Here is a 24,327-nt window from a genome sequence, read left to right as displayed (position 1 = left end):
CACATTCAGCGCACATTCAACTCCCGTGCGAGTGCTTAGTCTGGTGTCAAACCCATGACGTGTGAGAAACCACCGTCAACATAAGTGATTTCGCCAGTAATGCCGCTAGCCAAAGGTGACAATAAGAATGCGGCGGTATTGCCAACTTCTTCAATCGTCACATTGCGACGCAAAGGCGCATGCTCTGCAACAAAGCCTAGCAAAGTACCGAAGTCCTTAATACCACTCGCTGCCAAAGTTTTGATTGGACCCGCAGAAATGCCATTGACACGTATACCTTTTTTACCCAGATTTTCGGCCAAGTAACGCACGCTTGCTTCTAAAGATGCTTTCGCCAAACCCATCGTATTGTAGTAAGGGATCGCGCGGATCGCACCCAGGTAAGACAGCGTGAGCAAAGAAGAATTTTCATTCATCATAGGCAATGCTGCTTTGGCCAAGGCTGGAAAGCTATAGGCTGAAATATCGTGGGCAATGCGGAATGCTTCGCGTGAAAAACCATCTAAGAAATCACCTGCAATCGCTTCGCGCGGTGCAAATCCAATGGCATGCACAACGCCATCTAATTTCTCCCATGATTTCGCCAAGTCTGTAAAGACAGCAGCAATCTGTTCGTCGCTGCTAACGTCGCAATCAAATACCAGTTCGCTATTGAATTCTTTTGCAAATTCTGTGATGCGATCTTTAAAACGCTCTCCAACATAGGTGAAGGCCAATTCAGCGCCTTCGCGATGGCAAGCTTGTGCGATGCCATAGGCGATAGAACGGTTTGACAATAAACCAGTAATGAGAATTTTCTTGCCTTGCAAAAATGCCATATCAACTCCAGGTGTTAGCGCATCTCAAATGACTTTTTTCTTGTTTGTTTAAGAAAACGATAATCTCGTCATTTGATGATTACGCTAAGGTTTTTAGACGAATGTTACTGCGCCGATCAGAATGAAAACATATCTTTAAACGACATAGCATTGCATCGATTTTGAATACTTCAAAATTGCGTAATACTTATGTAATCCAAGCTCACGATTTAAATTTATTAAGGCGCAGAATGTACTGACAGGTCGGAATTGTAGTTGCTCAAGGCAGATAGGGCAAATAATAACTAAGAGAGGGTAGTTAGGTGTAGTTAGTATTACCCATGTCTAAATAGTCTTATTGCCATGTATTATTAGAAAATGATTGAGTTTTGAATATGGAATTTCCCAAAAATGTTGTAGAACTGCAGTAATTTAACTTTCTTTCTAAGTTGTTTGCAGGATTACTTGACACTTTCCAAGTATTTCCCATTAGAATCGTTGCCGCAAGAAAAGAAGTTAAATATATTGGAATTAATGATCGATATAAATCAATAATTTCATGAGCGAAAATTTAATTTTTTAGTGAATTTGTTTTTGGTTGTGATTAAATAGATATGACTAGAAATGAAGGGATTGCTTCAAAGCTAATTTAATGTTGCATAGCAGCATAGAAGCAACTTCCATTCATCGCTTTACTTGTGTCAAAATAGGCGCTGTTTTTCGCAAAGATTTTAAAAAAACATTGCTTTGTTGGCAGTGATTTGAAGATTCCTTTTCAAATTGCTCATGCAAAGCAGCCGCTTCAATTTTCAATATATCTTTAAGATAAATTTGAATTTGATGATTGTAGTAAAAGTAGGTACTGCAATACTGCAATCATCTGAAGGTGACTAAACGATTTGTAAGTAAATAGTAGTACCCACATGAGTATGTTGAAACCAAGGTTCTGACAGTTCAGCGTGAGTATGGGGGCGCAAACGGTGAGTCGATAGAAGTTTATTGATGAGCGATTGCTTGTTGTTTAAGTGGGTCTGGATGATTTGTTTTCAAGCTTATTTTCTGGATTTATTTAAGGCTAAAGTTTCGCGCGTTTGAACCTAATTGAAATTGTTGTGGTATTGGAGGAGTAGGTATGGATTTTTCAGGACGCCAACAGGAACCGGGAAAGAAATTTTTTGGTTTAGGTTTGGTAATTGTTTTTCACATTATTTTAGGCTGGGCATTAATGAACGGCTTAGGTAGCAAGCTCGCTAAGTTTATTCAGAAGCCGATGGAAGCCGTGGTGAAGGAAACTCCACCGCCACCACCTCCACCGCCAGATACGCCGCCACCGCCGCCACCTAAATTGACGACGCCACCGCCACCGTTTATTCCTCCACCAGAGGTGCAGGTTGCGCAGCAGACTCCATCGCCAAATGCTATTTCTACGGTTTCAAATGTTAAGCCTGATAGCAATGTGATGACAAAGACAGCGGCGCCTGTGGCTGAAACACCGAAAGCCCCAACAGGTCCAGTAACCGTACCTGGCCGTGTTGACTTTCAACAAGCTGGCTGTACACCAGAATATCCTCGTGCTTCATTGCGTAACGAAGAGACAGGTGTAACACGTTTGACTGTTACTATCGGTGCAGACGGTGCAGTTACCGACGTAGTAATCGCAAAATCTAGTGGATTCAGGGGTCTAGATAATGCAGTGCGTGCCCAATTGTTGTCTGGGTCGTGCAAAAACAAACCTGGAACAGTGGACGGCAAGCCGCAGGCTACCACGACTCAAGTTGAATACGTTTGGAAGCTTGATTAAAACAGAGCCAACATGTAACAAGAGTCATAAAAAAGTATCGTTTTACTCACAACCAACGTAAGTATTAAATTTTTTTTAAAGGAAGTATCTACATGAAAACCCGCGCTAAAGTAAGCACATTCCTGGCGGCAATTTTGTTCGCATTGACAGCAACAATGGCAACCGCACCTGTATTCGCTCAAGAAGCTTCTGCTTCCGCTTCTGCTGCAACTGAGGCGGCCGCTGCTGCTCCAGCATCTGCTGACGCTGTTGCTGCTCCAGCACCTGCCGCCGATGCTTCCGTGCCTGCTGCTGAAGCACAACCAGAAGTTGTTGATCAATACAGCTTGGCTCACTTGATCAAACACGGTACTTTGGTTGACCAAGCAACTTTGGCAATCATGTTGATCATGTCTATGTTCAGCTGGTACATCTTGATCACTAAGATCGTTGACTTGGCTAAATTGAGTGGCCAAGCTAAAGAAGCACGTAAATTCTGGAAAGCAGCAAACGTTGCGGCTGGCTTGTCTACTTTGAAAGAAGGCAGCCCATACCGTTTCATCGCTGATTCTGGCATCAGTGCTAGCGAACACCATGAAGGTGCTTTGTTGGAACAAATCGATTTGAACTCATGGGTGACTATGTCTATCCAACGTTCTGTTGATAAAGTACAAAGCCGTTTGGGTGAAGGTTTGACATTCTTGGCAACTGTAGGTTCTACAGCACCATTTATCGGTTTGTTCGGTACAGTTATGGGTATTTACCACGCTCTGGTAGCGATCGGTTCTACAGGTAACTCTTCTATTGATAAAGTTGCGGGTCCAGTTGGTTCTGCTTTGATCATGACAGCGATCGGTTTGGGCGTTGCGGTTCCAGCAGTTTTGGGCTACAACTACTTGTTGCGTCGTAACAAGGCAGCAATGGAAGACATCAATGCATTCGGCGCTGATTTGCACTCTGTAGTATTGTCTGGCGCAATGAGCAAAGCTAACTCAAATAAGTAATCTGAGTAATAAGAAGTAAGTTGTTTTTATTACGATAAATTCTTTCGCTACAAGTAGACTCGATAACGAATCTACTTGTAGTACAGCGAAACGAATTCACTAAAGAGAAAATATTATGGGAATGCAAATCGGCGGTGACAGTGGTGAAGACCAAGTCAACAGCACCATTAATACCACCCCATTGGTGGATATTATGTTGGTTTTGTTGATTATCTTTATCATCACCTCACCAATTGTTTTAGACTTGGCAAAAGTTAAGCTGCCAGCTGAGAAGAACGAAGACTATCATCCTGATGCAAAAAACGTAATTATTACTGTCAATAAAGATGGCGATATTTACTGGGGCGGCTTGCGCACACCAGTTGCTTCTGATGACGCTTTGTTTGAATTAATGGCGAAAGAAGCGGTAAAAAACCCGCAACCTGAAGTGCATATTCGTGGCGATCAAAACGCGCGTTACGAATCCATCGGTAAAACGATTTTGACAGTGCAACGAGCAGGTATTGCAAAAGTTGGTTTCGTACTTGAACCACCACCAAAAGGCTAAAAGGAGAATCGCATGGGCATGAATATGAGCTCCGGTTCTGGTGGTGATCCAGAACCAATGATGGAAATGAATATGACACCAATGATCGACGTTATGTTGGTGTTGATCATTATGTTTATTACGACATTACCAATCGCAAATCACGCGGTGAATTTGAATATGCCAACAAATACACCAAATCAACCGCCACCTACACCTCCAGTAGTTGTGAAGATTGACGTGGACTTTGACGGCACGATGACTTGGAATGGTGAAGTTGTTACCCGTAGCCAGTTAGAAGATAAATTATCGGCAGCAGCAGCAATGAATCCACAACCTGAGGTTCATTTGCAGCCAAACCGTTTAGTTGCCTACAAATCTGTAGCTGCTGTGATGGCGTCTGCACAAAGTCGTGGTATTACAAAATTGGGTATGATCGGTAACGAACAGTTCATGAAGTAATGCATGACGGACATTTGGCTTGAATGGATTTGCGTAATTCAAATGAGTTCAAACAATTGTTAAGCGAAAGAGGGCAGGGATATCCCTGCCTTTTTTTGTATTGTGAGTTCTGCTTGGTCAGGCTATGATAACAGCCACAGACGACTCTGTTTTCCTTGGTTTGTTAGGCTCAAAGTTTATTAATTTTATTGATTTTTATTGATTGAGAGATCAAATATGAAGCACCTACGCTTATCACAACTAGCTATTCTAATCGCCGCTATGGGCTGCGCGACTATTCCTGAATTAACTGGCATTGCAGGCAATACAGCAATCGCGCAAGAAGCGATGCGTGCGGAAATCGGCAAAGTGGTTCAACAGGCTGGCGAACTATATAAAGCAAGAAAATATCGCGAAGCACTGACCAAGTTGCAGGAAACTGATCGTGTTGGTAACAAAAGTATGAATGAGACCTTTACGATTGAGCGTATGCGTCTTTCAGTTGCTTCTGCTGCAGGCGATAATGATGCAGTGATTCGTTCTGGTGAGTTGATTGTTGCCGCAAATAAATTGCCAAGCAAAGATCAATTACAGTTGATTCAAGTCTTGGCGAACTCTTATTTTAAAGCGAATAATTACGCTAAAGCAGCTAAGATGTATGAGCGCTATTTTAGCGAAGGTGGTACTGATAGCTCTTCTCGTCAGTACATGATCCAAGCAAAATCAATGAGCGGTGATAGTGCTGGTGCATTGAAAGAAACACGTGCTGAAATTCAAGCAGCAGAAAAAGCGGGCCGTGTTCCAAGCCAAACGACTTTGGAATCCTACGCTTACGCTGTACAAAAAAGTGGTGACAAAGCTGCCTACTTGGCGACTTTGGAAAAGCTGGTGATGCATTACGGCAAAAAAGAATATTGGGTGAATTTGCTCAATAGCGTAGAGCGCAAACAGGATTTTTCTTCACGTTTGTCGATGGACTTGTATCGTTTGAAATTGGCAGTAGGTCAAATTTCTAAAACAGGCGACTACATGGAAATGGCGCAAATGGCGATCCAGGATGGTAACTCTGGCGAAGCATTGAAAATTATTGATCAGGGATTTAAGTCAGGTGCATTAGGTACCGGTACTGAAGCTGCTCGTCATGGTCGCTTGAAAGACTTAGCAACTAAACGTGCTGCTGAGTCAAAAGCTGGTTTTGCTGCGGCAGAAGCGGATGCCCAAAAAGCTGCTGATGGCACCGGTTTAGTGAGCCTTGGTTTTTCTTTGGTGACGGGCGGTGAGTTTGACAAGGGCCTCGGTCTGATGGAGCAGGGTATTAAGAAGGATAACTTGAAACATCCCGACGATGCAAACTTACATCTGGGTATGGCTTACCTGTTGGCAGGTAAAAAAGCAGCTGGTTTGAAAGCATTGAAAACTGTTCAAGGTAAAGATGGTACTGCGGAATTGGCACGTTTCTGGACGATTTACGCAAATCAAGCAAAATAATTTATATAATTATTTGATGAGAAGAGGCAGCGATTTTTCGCTGCCTTTTTTTTCGAGCGATGAGTAAGCGAAGTTCGCCAAACTTACCGCCAACAAGTAGTCTATAAGCTATTAAAACTTCACAAAAAACTTAGTGAAAAAACTCAGCTGAATCTCAGCTAAAACCCAGATCTCAGCTGCAAGAATATGTCAGACTCCTAGCAAGCCTTCTCCAAATTATGTCGTCTATTTCAAATATCATCGCCCACTTCCAACCGCGCATCACATTGCAGACACTACATCGAGGCGATGGTTTGCTGGGTATGAAGCCAACGGGAACATTTGGCCCGCGTGGCGGCAATGTTACCGTTGTGCAGATCGATTGGATGTACACCACAGAGTATGGCCTGCAATGGACAACACCCGCACCAACCACGCTTTTAAATCGACGACCGCATGCCACGCATCTGATGCAAGATGCCAATGGCTCACCGATTGTTTTTGTGCGTGATTTGGGGAGTGAGGCGGATGCGCTCGATTTGGTATGGGATCTGAATCTGCAACCCGTTCCAGCAAATAGTTTGCAATGGCGTAGTGAGGATGCAGCTTTGCAATTTGGTCCACTTTGGAGCCTGCAACAAGAAGATTTTTTTGCGGATTTTTGGGCGGAAGAATTACCGCGTTTGCAGACGCTGGGTTGGCGCGTGGTGGTGCGTCCGGGTTTTGCGCATGAGAGCGTGACTGTGGATGCCTGGCATTTGATACTTGATCCTGTTAGTGGTGAAGTGATCGGTAAAGAGGTCGCCGCGCCTATGCATGGCTATGCGCCGACTATCGTGCCTTTGGGCTTGCCGGCGCGTGAAGGTTCTTGGTTGTTGAGTCTGGGTGTGGAAATTGATGGGCAGATTGTGGATCTGGTGCCCATGTTGGCGAATCTGTTGCGGCGGGATGCGCGGTGGTTAGATGCAAAGCAGGTGGCGGCGATTGATGATCTGGCGGTCATACAATTGCGCGCGCCTGGTGGTAAGCGTATCGATGCTTTGGCCGCGCCTTTAAAAGCCATCGTCACGCATATGTTGGAGTTGCTGACGGATGAGCAGCGCTTGCAAGACAAACTGACGGGACCTTTGCAGCTATCGGCTTGGGATGGCTATCGACTTGAGGCTTTGCGTCAGTCTTTGCTCGATAGTCAGGCCGCGCGGGCTGGTGTGCATGGTGGCTGGCAGTTGCGTGGTGATCTGGGTTTGCGTGAATTGGCGCTACGCTTGCAAATGGTGGGTGAATTAAAGCCTGTCTCTGCACCAGCAGGTTTGGGCATCACTTTGCGACCTTATCAATTGCACGGTGTCGCATGGTTGCAGTATCTGCGTGAGCATCATCTTGCTGGCATTTTGGCAGACGATATGGGCTTGGGTAAAACGGCGCAGGCCTTGGCGCATATTTTGATAGAGAAGCAAGCGGGGCGTTTGGATAAGCCTGCTTTAATTGTGCTACCGACTTCGCTGGTGTTTAATTGGCAGGCAGAAGCGCAGCGCATGGCACCAAGTTTGCGCGTGTTGGCATTACAGGGGGCGCAACGTGCTGATAATTTTGCCCAGATGGCTGAGGTCGATATCGTGTTGACGACCTATCCTTTGTTGTGGCGCGATTTAGCTGTTTTGGAACAACAAACATTTCACTTCCTCATTTTGGATGAAGCGCAAACGGTGAAGAATGCCTCCAGTCGCGGCGCCGATGCGGTGCGTCGTTTGCGTGCGCGGCATCGACTGTGTATTACGGGCACGCCGCTAGAAAATAATCTGGGTGAATTGTGGACGCAGTTTGATTTTTTGATGCCAGGCTTTTTGGGTGATATGCGCGGCTTCACAAGGCTCTGGCGTAAGCCTATCGAAGTCAATGGCGAAACGCTGCGTGCGCAATTATTAGCACGGCGTGTGCGCCCCTTTATTTTGCGACGACGTAAAGATGAAGTGGCGAGTGAGTTGCCAGCCAAGACCGAGGTGATTAAACGATTGCAATTGCAGGGGCAGCAGCGTGAATTGTATGAGAGTGTGCGTGTCGCAGCGGATGAGAAAATTAGAAAAATTTTACAGAATAAGGGTTTTTCTGGCAGTCAGATTACGATACTCGATGCGCTCTTAAAACTACGCCAGGTTTGCTGTGACCCTTATCTTTTAAAAGGCGCGAAAACACCCGAGACGATGGAACGCGCAAAGCTAGAAATGCTCAGTGATATGTTACCCAGCTTGGTAGCCGAAGGACGAGGTATTTTGGTATTTTCTCAATTCACCGAGATGCTGGATTTGATTGCAGTGCAGCTGGAGAATTTGACTTTACCGTTTCTGAGTTTGACTGGAAAAACACCCGTAGCACAACGGGGTGCGGTGGTAGCGCAGTTTCAAAATCAAGCTGACGACAATGCGCCGCCTATTATGTTGATCAGTTTAAAAGCCGGTGGTGTGGGTTTAAATCTGACTGCAGCCGATACCGTGATTCACATGGATCCGTGGTGGAATCCCGCAGTCGAAGAGCAAGCCACCTCACGTGCGCATCGTATCGGCCAGGATAAGAATGTATTCGTGTATAAACTGGTAGTCGAGGGCAGCATAGAAGAACGCATATTGGGTTTGCAAGAACGTAAAGCCGCGTTGGCCGAAGGAGTGCTCGGCAGTGATGCTGCGTTTTCTGCGAAGTTTAATATTGAGGATTTGCAGGCTTTGTTGCAGCCTTTGGGGTTGTAGTGATTGGGTGGTTTTTTGTTTGACTTGACGGCATGTAAAGCGAGGGCAATATCGGTATCTACATAAGTCGAAGCGCTATTGAAAGTTCCCTCCCTTTCAAGGGGATGGTTAGGGTGGGGATGGGTTATCGCCGGTGTTTCAGAAATTGATTTTAACGATTTATCGTTCAAATTTTTTTTTGCTTCAAATCATCATCGCGGTATTTTGAAAATTCTGGCGGCGCGGGTTGTGCCCGCCCCACATGGCGTTGCGTCTCTCTTGTGTGATCTCAAAGGGGCTTGAATTTTTTTAACCGTATTATGCGTTTTGTATACTCCTTCCCCTTCAAGGGGAAGGTTGGGATGGGGATGGGTTATTGTCGAGAAATCGACTGAACTTTATTTCGATGTATTTGTTTTTTGAGATTGCTGATTGGTCTGTAGGTCGGGGGTAGCCCGGCAGCTACTCACTTTCTTTGCTTCGCCAAAGAAAGTAAGCAAAGAAAGGCGACCACGCTGCCACTGCCCTTCGGGTTCCCAATTGTGCGGGACAAAAAATGGGAAAGCCTTGAAACTCGCTTCGCTCAGACAGCAAGGCTTTCTTTGTCCATTTTCTGCCCCGCACAATTGGCAGTGTCAGAAGTGGATGAAGGTCAAAAGCAACGTCAACACCAAAACAAACAGTACCGACGGACGTTCATTTTTCTAATTGCAGCGGTAGGTTTTTGTTTTTGACCTACCACCGTTTGAGACGATGTAATTTGTGCTTGGCGAAAAATGGGATCAGGGTTGCGAATGTTTGAGGTTTAGCAGGGGTTTCGATGTGCATGCACATCGCCTGCGTTACGGTCTTCGCTTGCAAGCGAAGATGCGCCCTGCAAGGGAAGCGAGTTTTCGCGACACCCCATTTTTTGACATGCACAAATTATGCTGAAGCGAAGCGTAAGCACCCTGAAGGGGCGAGTCTACGGTCGTCTTTTTTGGATTACCTTTTTTGACGAAGCAAAAAAGGTAATTGGCTGTCGGGCCACACCCGACCAGCGAACAACGAGCACAGGAAAAAATTATTCTAAATCAAGAACTAGGGAGACCCAGTGATGTGCGGTGGATTCAACCGGTGCTGTAAATCTATTTCAAATATTTTTGTCGCTGCAAATCACCATCGCGGTATCTTGAAAATTCTGGCGGCGCGGGTTGCATCCGCTCTACATGACCGTGATTCGATGAATGGGGATATAGCAAACCAGAAGCCCTATTCCTGTACAAAGCGCAATGTATTGCCGTCTGGATCGTTCACATAGAATTCGCGAGTTCCCCAAGTCTGATCTAATGGTCCCTCGTGCACAGGAGAATCAGGATTTCCCGGTGTAACAAGTCCCCGCGCAAGATAATGCTTAAATAGTGCGTCGATTTCATCTGTCAGCACAACAACAGCCTGACCAAATACACCGTCTCCGCTATGACTGGACAGAAACATTCGATCCGAACCTCTGACTAGGATGGTGAATGATGGATCATCTTCGTGAACGTCATTATCCATTCGCTCAAAGTCAAGAACACCCGTATAGAACTCTAGCGCCGTTTTTATGTTACGGCAGCGAACGGTTGGGATTATTGGCATGACGTACTCTTTCAATTTCACGGTTTAACGTTAAGTTATGTAGGACTGATGTAATCCGCGTCGCGGATCAAACGAAACGATTTTTCGCCCAATTATTGTCTTCCAAAATAAATTTACCACATGGGATTTTTAAAGATTGTCGGAGTGGATTGCACCCGCCTCACGGGGCTAATTTATATACGATACAATTTCGATTGTCATCGTTTTAACCATAAAGAGCTGGATCAAATTCGGGAGCATCGAGATTAAAGCCGTAAGTCTTACAAAGATTTTTCATTTGGATATACCTCTCTTCGGTGATCGGTATCACGTCAGGATTTTTGTAATATAACGTCTTTGCAACAGCGAAAATAATTTCCTTCCGGCTGTGTGGCCTGTTGTGTACGTATAGAGGGAAATGATCGTCTGGAAACTCGGCGGCCTCAAACAGATTAAATACGCCACCGTTTTCTCTGTTGGCGCATAGTTCACCACAACCTTGTAGGAAGCGCCATTGCGGATTTTCATAGCTTGGAGATATTCCGCGCGTCGGACAGCCTTGATATATGATATCCGCAATCTTTTCAGAGATAGAGACTAGACTCTCCGTGCTCTTCAAGGCAATGATTCCCGAAAGGCCGGGATTCCATTGCGCAATTTGCGATTTCTCAACGCCATGCCAAAGAGGGAAAAGCCTCTTTTGATCTTCAATGTGCTGTCGGTGCAGCACATCTACTTCGTAGCTGGTCCATTGCTTTGCTAGATATTGGGGTGAAAGAAGTAGCAGGCCATACTCGGACGCTAATAATCCAGCATTGATTGAGTCTAGCAGCTTGTCGCCGACTTTTAATGACAAGGGCGCGAACCAAATACTGAGTCCAAGATTCTTTAAAGAACTCGAAAGATTTGTTGCATATATCTCATCTTCGGAAGCGTAGGAGATAAAAAGATTGTAGGGCTTGGTCATTTTACGGCTAACGTGATTTATTTTCGAAATAGAAAGATACCCGACCATCAATAAATGGACAACTTGTTTCAACTCTCTTAAAAGCAACATGTAGTCAATTTTTTGGTGCTTATATCATGTGAAATCCAAGTAAAATTAAAACGAAAAAAGTGCTATTCACAGAATTCCGAAACCTAGTGTTCTAGCATCAAATCGTCTGAATAAAAAAGCAAGTAATTTATTCGAATCTGAATCTCCCTCATCCCCGACCCTTCTCCCGCTTGCGGGAGAAGGGAGCTTCAATTAAGTAACAATACTAACGCTTAGGCAAAGGAATCCGCTCACTCTCCCCAGGCACTTGCCCCATTCCCAAAGCACTATCACCAGCCTCCCATGCCAGCGATGCAGCTTCTATATCTGCCTTATGACTGGCAACAAAATTCCACCACATAAAGCGATGTCCTAAAGCCTGACCGCCTACCAGTACCAAGCGTGTTGGATGATCACCGCTAGTGATGCTTTGCTCCTGATCGATGACTAACATCGTGTGCGTATCCAATGCTTCGCCCGCGACGAATACTTCTCCCTCAATTGGATAAATTGCCTGCTCGTCTGCCAGCATGGGTAATTGCCATTGGCTATTGGGTGGGAGTTGAATATCGAGATAGAGCGTAGGCGATACAGTTGGTACGGGCGAGTTTGCATCAAATGCGCTTCCTACTAATACGCGTATGGTCGCATTGCCATTGGTGATTTCGGGTATGGAGGAGGCGGGTGTGTGGCTAAATGAGGCGGGGATTTTTTCTTTGTCTTCGGGCACGGCTATCCACAATTGCAAACCGTGATTGATGTAGGTGTCATTCTTTTGTTCTTCTGGTTTACGTTCTGAGTGAACGATGCCATTTCCCGCGATCATCAAGTTAATTGCGCCTGGTTCTATGCGTTGGGTGTAACCGAGATTATCCCTATGCAAAATCACGCCATCGAATAAATAGGTCAATGTCGCTAAGCCGATGTGGGGATGTGGGCGTACATCGTGATTGTCTTCAGGCTTGACGGTCACTGGGCCGAAATGATCAAAGAAGATAAACGGGCCAACTGCCTGTCGCTTTGCAGATGGCAATAAACGATTGACGACAAAGCCGCCGCCCAGATCTTTGCCGTGGGCTTTGAGTACTTTGACGGGATCAAAAGCTGGGTTGTTACTCATAATGCACGCTCGACTTTCGTGGTGATTTCTGTGGTGACGCTGGTCATTAGTTTGTGTACGGGACATTTTTCTGCGACGGCACTGAGTTGATGAAATTCTTCATCACTGATATCACCATGGATAATTAAGTGCGTGCTTAACCGATAAGTTCCTTGACGTTCTTCGCTATCATCACGTTCTATGCGGGTATCAATATGAGTGACAGGAATATTCTTTTTGCGAGCGAACCACATCACGGTTAAGGCTTTACAGGAGGCTAGCGCGGCATCGTACAGATCGTGCGGACTAGGACCCACATCTTCGCCACCTTCGGCGATGGATACATCGGTGCTTAGTTGATGCGTATTAATTTCTAGTGTTTGTGCAAGTTTGGCATCAGGTTTGCTGTGTAGTTGAATAGCCATCAAAATTCTTCCTTTTAAGGTGATGAACAATGCAGGCTATTTTACATCTAGTGTGGATTTTATTTTTGGATGACGATATCAGCTTTTATGTGGGCTATTTGCGCCGCCTGCGGGTGACCGATTTAGCTGGAATGGGCAGGAGGTAACACCGGAAAACTTGTATCAATCTCCTGCCTCAATACCATACCATTTTCTTTAAGCAGAATCTGCGCATGGCAGCTCATGCAGGGATCAAAACTTTGTATCGTTCTTTGTATGTCTATGCCTTGAAAATCCGTCACGTTCTGGAAACCGGTTTCCAAAATCGGTGTATTTTGTAAAGCTTGCTCCAAGGGACCCATAGCTTGATGTTGGTTGCGGGTAGCGACATTGATTCTGGAGGGAATCGCGATTTGGTAATTATCGATGACCTGATCTTTAATCACGGCCCAATGTGCTAGAAATCCGCGACTTGCTCCCCATAAACCTACGCCTAATCGTGTACCCATTTGTTGTCGATCGAGAGCGACTTGAGTTTGTGTTTGTCCGGTGTTAACTAGCTGTTCTGCGATCGCTATATTTTCTAAAGTGACGGCTAAGTTGAAGGCTAGGGAATAGGCACGAGCGCGGTTACGTTCAAAGGCGTTCCAGATTTGAGGAATTTGCCAGAGCATTTTGATACTGCCTTGCCCCGTTTGCGGTAATAAAAATTCTAAGCTGTTACCAGTTGAAGCGACGAAGGCATTGCGGGGTAATTTTTGTGCTATTGCACTTAGGTAGAGTCGCGCATAAGCGCCGACTTCAAAGCTTTCACCTTGCCATGTCAGGCTAGAACCCCAGCTATAAGCCTGTGGTTTTTCTTTTGCACTGTTGGTTGACGCGATACGTTTATTCCAGGGATGATGGATAGAAATAGGATTGCCTTTAGGGTCGTGTCGAATGACATCGGCGGGCGAGAGAATTTGCCGTTCACGATAGGAATAATCCAGGCTTTCTTCCATGCCAGCATTTAATAGACTTAATTGCGTGCAGCGTAATTCACCATTGATGACAGCAGCAGGTGTTGACCAGCGTTGTGCACCCCAGACGTCACAATTTTCATAAGTCGCATCATAATAGTCAGGGTGATCCCATTGTCCAAAATCGAGCATGCTGGCCTTGGCTCGCCCTAAATTTTCGTAATGTGGATTAGCGTCTAACATAAAATCAAACACATCATCCCAGATCGCAGCGGTCTTTTGACTATAACTGGTGAAGGCAGCTAGCAGTGTTTTAAATAATTGTAATTTGGTGGCATCTACTTGCAGGCTGACACCGCCGGGGATGATGGATTCTGAATGGGGATATTTCCCACCTAACAGCGAGTAAGCCTGACGCGCAATGGCGATCATTTTCAGTGCTTCTTTATACAAAGTGCCCTGGCCTTTGTTCAGTGCCAGCATAATCTCGCCGATGTGTTGGTAGCCGTGAATGTTTGCAAAACGACTGGCACTGTGTTGCGCGCGTGACCAGATTTCTGGGTTACTTTTTTCGATTACGGCTTGCGAATAATCAGGACCCGCCAAAACAAATAAGTGCATGCAATTGTCGTTAAGGTATTGACAGCTCAATAGTAGATTGCGCACGACGATGCCTAACGGTGGTGGCCTTATACCTAAGGCCATTTCCAGGCAAAGCGCTGATGCCGTGGCGTGTACACCGCCGCAAATACCGGATGCAGTAGCACTGACACGCCCAACTTGCTGCAAATCGCGTCCCGGTAGTAAGGCTTCATAACCCTTAAACGGTGTCGCCATCGCTGCGCTTTCTATGACGGTACGCTGTTGTAGATCAACGTGGCAATGCACGGAGAGCGCGCCTTCAATACGGCTGAACGGGTCACCACTCTGTGTTTGTTGTTGGTAGTCGTGATTATTTTTCCGCATCAATTGCATCAGCGCTGGGCTGATTGCTTGTTCTTGTGCAGGCTGCATCAAATCGCGTTCAAGTTTCATCTTGGTTGACCTATCTTTAGCTATTAAATATTTTTTCCGACTATTCAGCGGGGATGGCTATGAATAGTTCACACTAATTGTTTTTATGTCGGGCTTAATCGCATTACTGTCTGAAATAATTTCTTGGATGATGTCGCATTAAACTCCCTTCTCCTGTTAGCGGGAGAAGGGGCGGGGAGTCAAAGTATGCTTTGACGGGTATTCAGATTCGAATACGCTTATTAAATAAAAAATAGCGCGATTCTTATGCTGTTATGTGCGAATCAGAAACTTTGCTTTCGCTGAACTACCCTCACCCTAGCCCTCTCCCGCATGCGGGAGAGGGAACATACTTAGACTGTGTTGTGTTTAATTTTCCGCCACCGTCCACGCGGGCGAGGGCATGTGTCCGTACCAGGCTGCTGCTGGGGCATCACCGCTTAAGGCATTTTTTACTTTGATCCAGAGTTGATTGCCCCAATCGTGATGCCAAAAATAGATGGGGTCATTTAAAAAACCTTCACTGCGTAATGCCCACTCGGACAAACGTCGGTTCCATAAACGTTCATCGTCTTCGGCAATTAAACCTTGCAGTAATTGCCGTTCAAAATAATCGGTGGAGCTGACTTCCGTAATCTCTTCAAATTCAGAACCCATGTTCATGATCTGTCCAGTGCTGCGGCGACGTAGGGTGCTATCAATTGATGCACCCGTAATATGGATGGGGAAAGTGCGTGCATCGAGTGGATCAAAATGGCGCGGGTCTCGTACATAACCGAGCGCGTATGCTGTCCACGTCGCATCGTCACCGTCTGGATTTTCGGTGCGGCCACGGTTGTAAAAATACTCCCATAAACCTTGTTGGCAATCTAAGGAACGATAGGCATCGAGTATCAGTAATTCGGCGTCAAAGCGATGTAAAAGCTGATTCGCTCTTTGCAGTTTTTCTGCAATCGTTTTACGTAACCAACCTTCTTGCCGACTACCACGCACCGCTTTGTGGTAGGGCGCATTGCTACCATCACTGATGGCATGCCAGGATAAAAATGGTAGGTCGTAGTCTTTTAAATTGACCAATGGCTCATTAAATAGAGGTGAACTTTGATCTACAGGAATTTGATAATGCGGTACGCGAATGTCATTGAGATCGACCAGTTCTATTTTGTAATTGATGTCGTACACGGGTTTCTCCTTTTAGGCGGTATTGATCTTGTGGGCACGGGTTTTGTCATTTTTGTTGTCATTGTTGTCATTGTTGTCAATGCGGTCGTGAATGCGGTCATCAATGATGGTCGCCAATTTTTCGGCGAATAGCGCTTTGCATTCAGGCCATTCATGACGGATGTCATGCTTTAGTTTTGCTTGAATGTTGGGATTCAACTGCATCATTAAGTATTTAAAATCGTTCAATTCTTGCTCCAACAAGTGAGCGACGCAGCGTTTAGTCAAATGTAGTTCGGTTTTATTTAGCAGTGCAGCGTAACTGCTTAAGTCTTTGTATTGACTGGTGTTGAGTTGATATTCTAGTTCTGGGTATTGCTGTGCCAGCGTCTCTTCTACCTTGAAAATATACAGCCAGTCACAAGAGGCGATTTGCCAATGATCAAACAACTGCTGCATGATCATCTGTTGAATTCCAGTCACATAAATGTCGTTGATAACGATGACTTGTTGGTTGTGAAATTGTGCCCGTAGATTTGCTTCATCGCGTACCCGGTAATATTGCAAACGATGGGCATAACGTAGTTCGCGACTGTGTTTGCTGTAATTGTTTGACATGGAAAAAGTTTGACTATCGCCGACCAATGCCGGATCTTGATATAAGGTCGGTACGATTAGACGAATATTGAAACCTGCTTGTTGCAGCCGGCGGTGAATATTGATTGCTAATAGATTCGCTGCGGCAGGCAAGTGATAAAAAGCGGGTGCTGTGATGATCCATTCTTTGGAATTGGTGTGTAAGGAAGTGCTTCCTTGATTGAGAATCGGTGTTAGCTTATTTGTCAGCTTCTCTGTCAGTTTTGCACTGAAAAAATCGATATTCTCTAACAAGCCGAATTTCATCCCTGGATACAGGCGATATAAATCTTGTGCTAGCGGTAAATCGCGGCTGCGGATTTCTTCGAGAAACCACAGCCGGTTTTCAATAGCAACTGGCATTTCCATCATTATCCTAGAAACCTCAGTTGGACGAGTTCGAGTGTGCATTTTTCCGCGTTTCTGGCGAGGCGCGACGACGACGCAACCTTCATGTTGATAGGAGGAGGATATTTCACTGAAATGTCGAAAAAGTCCAGAGACGCGGAAAAGTGTGCAATCGAATTCGTAGCGTCATCACCAAAATGGTGAACAGAAAAAACACCGAAAAAGTTAATGTTCATGCGCCTTCCAAGAGAAAATTAAGCGGTCAACTGAGGTTTCTAGGATTACGCTAAAGCTTTATTCCAGACATGATTGCCAGGGATTTCGCCTTTCGCCAGCGGCGGCAAGATTTCGACGGTAAAATTTTCTTCTAAAGGTGCAACCCAGATGCGGGACGAAAGATTCACTTTGTAGAGCTCAAATAATTTATCATCATCCTCTTTGGTTTCGCTGTACACACGACGATCAATTAATTGATAGAACTCAACGGGAACAAAATCTTCATTGAGCATTACGTGCGCCGTTTTTTCTCCATCACTGACCCACCATTCAAATTTCATTTGACTATTGCAGCGGCTCACGCAATTATCGTTTTCCATCACCGTCAATGTACCTTTGTCGGCGCAATGTGTGACGTAGTTTAAAGAGTCGAGCACGCCTGGACCTGGGTGAGCACTGACCACGACCAAATGATCGCGACGCCATAAATGCTTAGGCGATAAAGCAATCGCCGCCATTTGCATGGCACGATATCCAACAGCCGTGCCCCACCAAAGTGAGCGTTGATGTTGAGCAGTGGCTTCTTGGTAGTCCAATGTGAGGACTTTGTTGTCGTCGACAATGCGAATCAAAAGCCCTTGGGCTGGGGTGTATTCGCTGGAGGAAAATGTTTGCATGTTTGTCCTTGAATGAAATGTTAGAAGTTAAGTTTTTAAGAAGTTGAAAAATGAATCTGATACTCTCGAAAGAGTTCGTCGGAAAATTTTAAATTGCGATGACATTCTTTTAAATCCCTCAACGCTGAGACGCAGAGGCGCGGAGGGAAACCTTGAAAAAGAGAAGGCAATAAATCATTATTTTTTTATTTCGTCATTCAATCTAATAAGAGAAGAATGAAAAATCCTCGCATTTCTCTGCGCTTCTCCGCGTCTCTGCGTCTCGGCGTTGAGGGGTTTTGTCTTTCACCTTAACCTCGCCAGCGGAAAGGCTTCATATGTCGAAAATCACGTGATAAGTCTCCCTAACAAATCCTAGGCAACTGTTCCCCTACCAACATATCCACAATCCGCTTGCCCCCAAAACTTGTTTGCATATGCACCCGTCCGGCGCGCCCATCTTCTAGTACGCAACCTATATCGGCCGCATCTCTGCCCAAAGGATGTGCTCGCATGGCGGCTAGGGCAGCGGCGGTTTCTGCTTCTGGTACGACGGCTACTAACTTGCCTTCATTGGCTAGATAGAGTGGATCGAGTCCCAGGATTTCGCAAAAACCTTTGACTTCATTGCGTATCGGCGTCTCGGTTTCTAGTATTTCAATACCGCATTTGGACGCATCGGCGATTTCATTGAGTACTGAGGCGATGCCGCCACGGGTAGCATCGCGGATGAATCGGGTATTGGGTGCTGCTTTCAATAACACGGCGATCAATTCATGCAAAGGTGCACAATCGCTTTCTATCGGGCTGCTCAAATGCATATCACCGCGTGCATTTAAAATCGCTGCGCCATGATCGCCGAGGTAGCCATTGACTAGAATTCTGTCGTGCGCCTGGGCTTTGTGTACACCTAGTTGATAGTCTTTGTTGATGACACCTATGCCTGCAGTATTGATAAAAATTTTGTCACAGCTTCCGCGTTCTACGACCTTGGTATCGCCAGTGACGATTAAGACCCCCGCTGCCTTGGCGGTGTCTGCCATGGACTGGACGATTTGCCTTAGTGTTGACACTTGCATGCCTTCTTCGATAATCATGGCGCAGGTCAGATACAGCGGTTTTGCACCGCCGACTGCCAGATCATTCACGGTGCCGCAGATTGCCAGTTTGCCGATATCGCCACCGGGGAAAAAAATAGGATCGATGACATAAGAATCGGTTGTCATCGCCAATCTATCGCCGTATTGCGCGAGATCGCTGAGCTGGAAGCGCGCCTGATCTTCTAAGGTGTTGAGGCTACTATTACTAAAGGCATCAATGAAGACATCATCAATCAGATCGCGCATGGCTTTGCCACCGCCACCATGTGCCAGTGTAATGACGGAGCTGACTAGCTTGCCTTGACGTATGCGCGCACTTGCCACCGGGGTTTCAGTATCGCTGGCAACTTGCAGATTTTTATCTAAAACATTCATAAATTGGCCTCCTCGATGACAGGATGAATTGGAATGATTGGCGTCGTTTGTTGAGATTGTTTGGCTTGCATGTTTTCTATGCGGGCACCGCCATATTGGAAGTAGGCAGCGCAAGCACCTTCGCTTGACACCATTAGTGCACCGAGTGGTGTCTCGGGCGTACAGGCTTTGCCATAGACTTTGCATTGCCAGGGTTTGATCGCGCCTTTTAAGACTTCACCACATTGACAGGATTTAGGATCTGCAATCACCACTGAAGGTGTGACAAATTTTTTCTCGGCATCGTAGGCGGCATATTGGGCGTTTAATTGCACGCCTGAGTTGTCTATAGAACCTAAACCACGCCATTCGAAAAATTGACGTAATTCGAATACACGACTGATGGCTGTCAAAGCCATTTTATTGCCGCGCTCAGGTACTACGCGGTTGTATTGATTTTCTATCCGTGCTTCGCCTACGTTCAATTGTTTCAAGACCATCCATAGCGATTGCAAAATATCGAGCGGTTCAAAACCAGCGACTACCACAGGACGTTGATAATGCTCGGCGATGAAGTTATATGGTTGATTGCCGATGACCATGCTGACGTGACCTGGGCCGAGGAAGCCATCGAGTTGCAAATCGGGTGAGTCGAGCACCGCTTTAATGGTAGGAATAATCGTGATGTGATTGCAGAATAAAGAGAAATTTTTAATGCCATCGGCTTCTGCTTTCAACACCGTCAATGCCGTGCTCGGCATGGTAGTTTCAAATCCCAGGCCAAAAAACACCACTTCTTTATCAGGATTTTTCTTGGCGATTGTTAAGGCATCTAACGGTGAATACACCATGCGTACATCAGCACCTAAGGCTTTGGCTTGTAGCAAACTGCGTTTAGAACCGGGCACACGCATCGCATCGCCAAAAGTGGTCATGATGACGTTCTCTTGTTCGGCGATGGCGACGCAATCATCGACCCTGCCCATAGGTAAAACGCAGACTGGACAACCGGGGCCGTGAATTAATTCCAGACTGTCTGGCAGCATGTTTTCTATGCCATAACGGAAGATGGAATGGGTGTGACCACCACAGACTTCCATGATGTAGACCGGGCGCTTTAAATCTTTTGCTAAGCTGTCCGATATTTTAGTGATTTCTTTGAGTAAGACTTTCGCCATCTCCGGGTCACGAAATTCATCAACATATTTCATTATTCATCTCCTCCACTAAGTTTCATTTTAGGGTTGTTTTTGTTGAGACCACCGCGTTCGCTAGCTAACAAGGTATGTACTAAATCCCACAAGACGTGATAGATGGCGACGTGGCATTCTTGGGTGCGATGTATGCTGTCGGATTCAACGATCAGGCAGTGATCTAATCCACTTTTTGCCATTTCACCGCCATTGCCACCAGCTAAGCCTATGGTGATAGCACCTATTTTTTTTGCCTGCGCAAATGCACGAAGTAAGTTGTCGGAATTACCGCTGGTGGAAATGCCGATCAAAGCATCTTTTCTCTTGAGTAAATTAGCAACCTGACGTGCATACACATGTTGATAGCCGACGTCGTTAGCTATCGCGGTCATCACGGTTTTGTCGCAACTTAAATCGTAAGCGGGCAGGGCAGGTCGTCCGGTCGTTACCGGATGCAAAAATTCGACAGCGATATGTGAAGCATCTGAACTGGAACCACCGTTACCCATGGTGAAAAGCTGGCCTTCTTGCTTGTACATGTCGGCAATCGCCTTGGCACAATCGACCACCTTTTGCGTATTTTTTTCAAAAAAAGCGTGAATGACATTTTGATGTTGCTGCATTTTTTGTTCTACTGAATTGAGCAAAGCCACATTCATATCCACATGGTCGACTTTGCTCTCTGTCAGAAAAGGATAGAGTGCTTGCAGATGCGCATCGTTGTTAGCACCATTTTTGGTGCTGCTATTTGGACTATCCATCACGATTCTCCTTCCTGCATCGCCAGCATTTCTTCTTGCATTTGTCCTAGTTCATGCAAAATCTCCAGTGTGGATTGCGCCTCTGCTTCAGAGATGACACTCATAGCAAAGCCGACATGAACTAAAACCCAACTATTCACGTGTTGCGATAGATCACTGCCTTCTGTGGCGATACAACTAAGATTGACCGCTCTCTGTATGCCACCAACATCGACCATACCGAGTTGCTGTTCTGTGTCAGTGATACTGACGATTTTTCCTGGTATTCCTAGGCACATAGCATTTCCTATCTGGGTTGATTATTTTCTTGAAGGGTTTTGTAGTTTTCAGATTTTTTTAGAGAAATGAAAACCCCTCAACGCCGAGACGCCGAGGCGCGGAGAAAAATATGAGAATTGCAAGCCAAGATTTTCTCTGCTGTTGCATTACCTCTGCGCCTCAGCGTCTCGGCGTTGAGGGGTGTTTTGTTATACTTATTCATGATGCTCATTCATTATGACCAATGTCGATTTTTTTAATAGTTCTGGCTGCAGCAATAACAGCTTGTCCGAGTGCAATACCGCCGTCATTAGCAGGCACCAGATGATGTGTAATGCAAGCTAGTCCACGTTCTTGTATGGCGTTTTGTAAGGCGTTGGATAAAACTTCGTTTTGCATACAGCCGCCAGACAACACCACATCATTGAATGGGTATTGTGTGCGTAATAAATCGACTGTCTTAAGCACCGCTTGAATTAGTGCCGCGTGAAAGCGGGTGGCGATTTGTGTTTGGCTATGTTGTTGATTCAGGTCGTCCAATAAGCTTGGCCACATAGGTGCCGCACTTAGTTCATATTTGAGTTTGTACAATTGCGTAGTTGGATCGCTCTGAATTTCAAATTGATAGCATCGTTCTGTGGAATCAACGCGCAGTAATTGCGTAAGGTAATTTTGATCGACCAAGCTTTCTAAGGTGATTGCCGCCTGTCCTTCAAACTGTACTTTGTCGGGATGAATATCTAGTGCGGCCGCGACTGCATCAAACAAGCGTCCAGCAGAGCTGGCTAAGGGGCAATTGACTTGCGCTTGTAACATGCGATCTACAGTTGCTAGCGATTGCTGCTCAAAAAATTGCGCGATCTTGGTAGTGCCATAACGCTCGCGGAACTCTGTCCACGACATGCTATTACGTATCTGTGCATAAGTATTACGCCACGGTTGTAACATGGCCTGTGCTGCACCAGGTAGGGCGACAGGCTGCAAACGCGCTACTCTGTGTGATTCACAAAAATCGGCCAGTAAAAATTCACCACCCCAGAGCTCACCATTATCACCATATCCGAGCCCATCAAAAGCAATACCCAAGACTTTGGGATGCGTGCGTGACAAGCCGTTTTCTGCCATCGCACTGGCAATATGCGCGTGATGATGTTGTATGCCGAGTAGATGTAAATTTTTGGAATGTGCTTCGGCGTGAGCGAGCTTGCTGGAGATGTATTCAGGATGTAAATCGCAGGCGAGATGCGTGGGCGAAAATTCAAATAGGATTTTGAATAATGCGAGATTTTTCTCGTAGTCGTCACAGGTTTTGACATCTTCCAGATCTCCCTGATGTTGCGAGAGTATGGCGCCGCCTTGTTTAATCAGGCAGAAAGTAGATTTCAACTCTGCGCCGTAAGCGAGAATTCTATCCGCATTTTGAAAGCTGTTATGTAAGGCAATCGAACGCGGTGCATAGCCGCGTGCGCGCCTTAGCACTTGCACGCCAAATGTATGGCAACGCACAACGGAATCGTCGATACGATTAGCGATAGGGCGGTCGTGGTAGAGCACCAGATCAGCAATCGCAGCTTTATTTGAGCTTGTCTTCGCTAATTTCTCTAATGCTTCTTCATCGTCTGTGATTTGTGGCTCACCAGATAGATTGGCGCTGGTCATGACTAGCGCTTTGCCGAAACGTTGGCAGATTAAATGGTGCAAAGGTGTATATGCCAACATAAAACCAATTAAATGGCTTCCTGGTGCAATCGCCGTCGATAAAACAGGAAAATTGACATCAACTTGTGCCTGACGATTGAGTAAGACAATAGGTGCTGCTGGGCTGCGTAGATATTGTTCTTCTTGTTCTGATATTTGACAGTAGGCACGTATCGCGGCGGTATCATGCGTCATCAAAGCCAATGGTTTGGCATAACGATGTTTACGCTGTCTGAGTTGTTCTACGCTGGCATGATTGCTGGCATCGCAGCACAGGTGAAAGCCGCCTAAACCTTTAATTGCGACGATCTTTCCATCGACTAAGGCTTGCTGAATAACATCTAATATTGATTGAGTTCTTTGAATAGGATCAATATGAGTTGGAAGCGAACTTGGTGATAAGAATATTCGTGGTCCACATGCATGACAAGCGGTAGGCTGCGCATGAAAGCGACGATCTAAGGGATTACGATATTCTGCTTCACATGCAGCACATAATTTGAAATCATGCATGCTGGTATGGCAGCGATCATAAGGAATCGCATTGACAATGGAAAGCCGTGGGCCGCAATGCGTGCAATTGGTAAATGGATAGAGATAGCGGCGATTGTTGGGATCATTGATCTCTAGAAGGCACTGTGCGCAGGAGGCCGCGTCGGCTGCGATGTCGGTGCGACCTGCACTATGTGTGGAGGCGCGGATACTAAAATCTCGATAATCCCAGGCATGTTCAATTACGGCATGCGTAATGGATTCTATCTTCGCCAGTGGTGGCGCCTCGGTGTTGAGCCTATTTAAAAATTCTTTGATTTTGACATCCATGCCAGATAGGCGGATTAACACGCCATCGCAGTCATTACTGACTTCACCATGTAGCTGACATTCCAAGGCAAGTCTATACACCGTGGGGCGAAAACCTACGCCTTGCACTGTGCCTTTAACACGTATTTCTTGCTGTGTTATGCGCGGAACTTCCTTGTTCATCACATGGCTAGACATCGAGGTGTTCCAGTCTTGGCTAGAGGGTTTTCTTTCTGCCGTCTCGGTACAAGGTCTGTAGCTTTGTACTGACCTTGTACTAAAACGTTTTTGCTTGCCTG

Annotated in this window: 20 protein-coding genes; 6 read left to right on the top strand and 14 right to left on the bottom strand. The window is 45.8% G+C overall.

Going from position 1 to position 24,327, the window contains the following annotated elements; all coding sequences use genetic code 11:
• Positions 1-35 precede the first annotated feature (35 nt).
• Positions 36-818 carry an enoyl-ACP reductase FabI gene (gene fabI / locus H8K55_RS04145; protein ID WP_186940811.1) on the bottom strand — a complete coding sequence of 261 codons (783 nt, stop codon included), beginning with the start codon at positions 816-818 and terminating at the stop codon, positions 36-38.
• A 1,111-nt stretch (positions 819-1,929) separates the two neighbouring features.
• On the opposite strand from fabI, the gene H8K55_RS04140 reads away from it, so the two are divergent.
• The 6 genes from H8K55_RS04140 to H8K55_RS04115 all read left to right on the top strand — a co-directional run bounded on the left by H8K55_RS04140 (position 1,930) and on the right by H8K55_RS04115 (position 8,756).
• Complete coding sequence (locus tag H8K55_RS04140; RefSeq protein WP_186940809.1) at positions 1,930-2,598, top strand: energy transducer TonB; 669 nt, start codon at positions 1,930-1,932, stop codon at positions 2,596-2,598.
• Positions 2,599-2,690: 92 nt separating this feature from the next.
• The gene (locus H8K55_RS04135) at positions 2,691-3,581 is read left to right on the top strand and encodes a MotA/TolQ/ExbB proton channel family protein (RefSeq protein WP_186940807.1); all 891 of its coding nucleotides are present in this window, start codon (positions 2,691-2,693) and stop codon (positions 3,579-3,581) included.
• 115 nt (positions 3,582-3,696) lie between these two features.
• A complete protein-coding gene (locus H8K55_RS04130; RefSeq protein WP_186940805.1) occupies positions 3,697-4,128 on the top strand; it encodes an ExbD/TolR family protein in 432 nt (143 codons plus the stop codon).
• 12 nt (positions 4,129-4,140) lie between these two features.
• Positions 4,141-4,569: an ExbD/TolR family protein gene (locus tag H8K55_RS04125; protein ID WP_186940804.1), complete on the top strand. Its 429-nt coding sequence runs from the start codon at positions 4,141-4,143 to the stop codon at positions 4,567-4,569.
• A gap of 216 nt (positions 4,570-4,785) precedes the next feature.
• Positions 4,786-6,036, top strand: coding sequence for a hypothetical protein (locus H8K55_RS04120; RefSeq protein WP_186940802.1), 1,251 nt, complete (start codon positions 4,786-4,788; stop codon positions 6,034-6,036).
• Between the two features lie 218 nt (positions 6,037-6,254).
• Positions 6,255-8,756: a DEAD/DEAH box helicase gene (locus tag H8K55_RS04115; RefSeq protein ID WP_186940801.1), complete on the top strand. Its 2,502-nt coding sequence runs from the start codon at positions 6,255-6,257 to the stop codon at positions 8,754-8,756.
• Between the two features lie 1,230 nt (positions 8,757-9,986).
• Here H8K55_RS04115 and H8K55_RS04110 read toward each other — a convergent pair.
• From H8K55_RS04110 to hypF, 13 genes are all read right to left on the bottom strand, one after another.
• Positions 9,987-10,355 carry a glyoxalase superfamily protein gene (locus H8K55_RS04110; protein ID WP_222612352.1) on the bottom strand — a complete coding sequence of 123 codons (369 nt, stop codon included), beginning with the start codon at positions 10,353-10,355 and terminating at the stop codon, positions 9,987-9,989.
• Positions 10,356-10,560: 205 nt separating this feature from the next.
• A complete protein-coding gene (locus H8K55_RS04105) occupies positions 10,561-11,391 on the bottom strand; it encodes a toll/interleukin-1 receptor domain-containing protein (RefSeq protein WP_186940798.1) in 831 nt (276 codons plus the stop codon).
• Positions 11,392-11,596: 205 nt separating this feature from the next.
• On the bottom strand, positions 11,597-12,490 hold the full coding sequence (locus tag H8K55_RS04100; RefSeq protein ID WP_186940796.1) for a pirin family protein: 894 nt from the start codon (positions 12,488-12,490) through the stop codon (positions 11,597-11,599).
• Complete coding sequence (locus H8K55_RS04095) at positions 12,487-12,894, bottom strand: OsmC family protein (RefSeq protein WP_186940794.1); 408 nt, start codon at positions 12,892-12,894, stop codon at positions 12,487-12,489. The genes H8K55_RS04100 and H8K55_RS04095 overlap by 4 nt, the downstream gene beginning before the upstream one ends.
• Before the next feature lie 122 nt (positions 12,895-13,016).
• Positions 13,017-14,867 carry a nickel-dependent hydrogenase large subunit gene (locus H8K55_RS04090; protein ID WP_186940792.1) on the bottom strand — a complete coding sequence of 617 codons (1,851 nt, stop codon included), beginning with the start codon at positions 14,865-14,867 and terminating at the stop codon, positions 13,017-13,019.
• 348 nt (positions 14,868-15,215) lie between these two features.
• The gene (locus H8K55_RS04085) at positions 15,216-16,028 is read right to left on the bottom strand and encodes a M15 family metallopeptidase (RefSeq protein WP_186940791.1); all 813 of its coding nucleotides are present in this window, start codon (positions 16,026-16,028) and stop codon (positions 15,216-15,218) included.
• A 12-nt stretch (positions 16,029-16,040) separates the two neighbouring features.
• The gene (locus H8K55_RS04080; RefSeq protein ID WP_186940789.1) at positions 16,041-17,006 is read right to left on the bottom strand and encodes a phosphoribosyltransferase family protein; all 966 of its coding nucleotides are present in this window, start codon (positions 17,004-17,006) and stop codon (positions 16,041-16,043) included.
• A 266-nt stretch (positions 17,007-17,272) separates the two neighbouring features.
• Entirely contained in the window at positions 17,273-17,884 is a 612-nt protein-coding gene (locus H8K55_RS04075) for a hypothetical protein (protein WP_186940788.1), read from the bottom strand.
• Positions 17,885-18,228: 344 nt separating this feature from the next.
• Positions 18,229-19,338 (bottom strand): hydrogenase expression/formation protein HypE, encoded by a 1,110-nt coding sequence (hypE, locus tag H8K55_RS04070; protein ID WP_186940786.1) that lies wholly within the window; start codon positions 19,336-19,338, stop codon positions 18,229-18,231.
• Positions 19,335-20,528, bottom strand: a complete 1,194-nt coding sequence (gene hypD, locus H8K55_RS04065) for a hydrogenase formation protein HypD (RefSeq protein ID WP_186940784.1) — start codon at positions 20,526-20,528, stop codon at positions 19,335-19,337. The genes hypE and hypD overlap by 4 nt, the downstream gene beginning before the upstream one ends.
• On the bottom strand, positions 20,528-21,271 hold the full coding sequence (locus tag H8K55_RS04060) for a D-sedoheptulose-7-phosphate isomerase (RefSeq protein WP_186940782.1): 744 nt from the start codon (positions 21,269-21,271) through the stop codon (positions 20,528-20,530). The genes hypD and H8K55_RS04060 overlap by 1 nt, the downstream gene beginning before the upstream one ends.
• On the bottom strand, positions 21,271-21,549 hold the full coding sequence (locus H8K55_RS04055) for a HypC/HybG/HupF family hydrogenase formation chaperone (protein WP_186940780.1): 279 nt from the start codon (positions 21,547-21,549) through the stop codon (positions 21,271-21,273). Before H8K55_RS04055 ends, H8K55_RS04060 begins: the two co-directional genes overlap by 1 nt.
• Positions 21,550-21,757: 208 nt before the next feature.
• Positions 21,758-24,226: a carbamoyltransferase HypF gene (hypF, locus tag H8K55_RS04050; protein ID WP_222612351.1), complete on the bottom strand. Its 2,469-nt coding sequence runs from the start codon at positions 24,224-24,226 to the stop codon at positions 21,758-21,760.
• Between the last annotated feature and the right edge of the window lie 101 nt (positions 24,227-24,327).

The sequence above is a fragment of the Affinundibacterium flavidum genome, assembly GCF_014284175.1.
GTDB lineage: Bacteria > Pseudomonadota > Gammaproteobacteria > Burkholderiales > Burkholderiaceae_D > Undibacterium > Undibacterium flavidum.
This window is presented reverse-complemented; position numbering and strand designations above follow the sequence as displayed.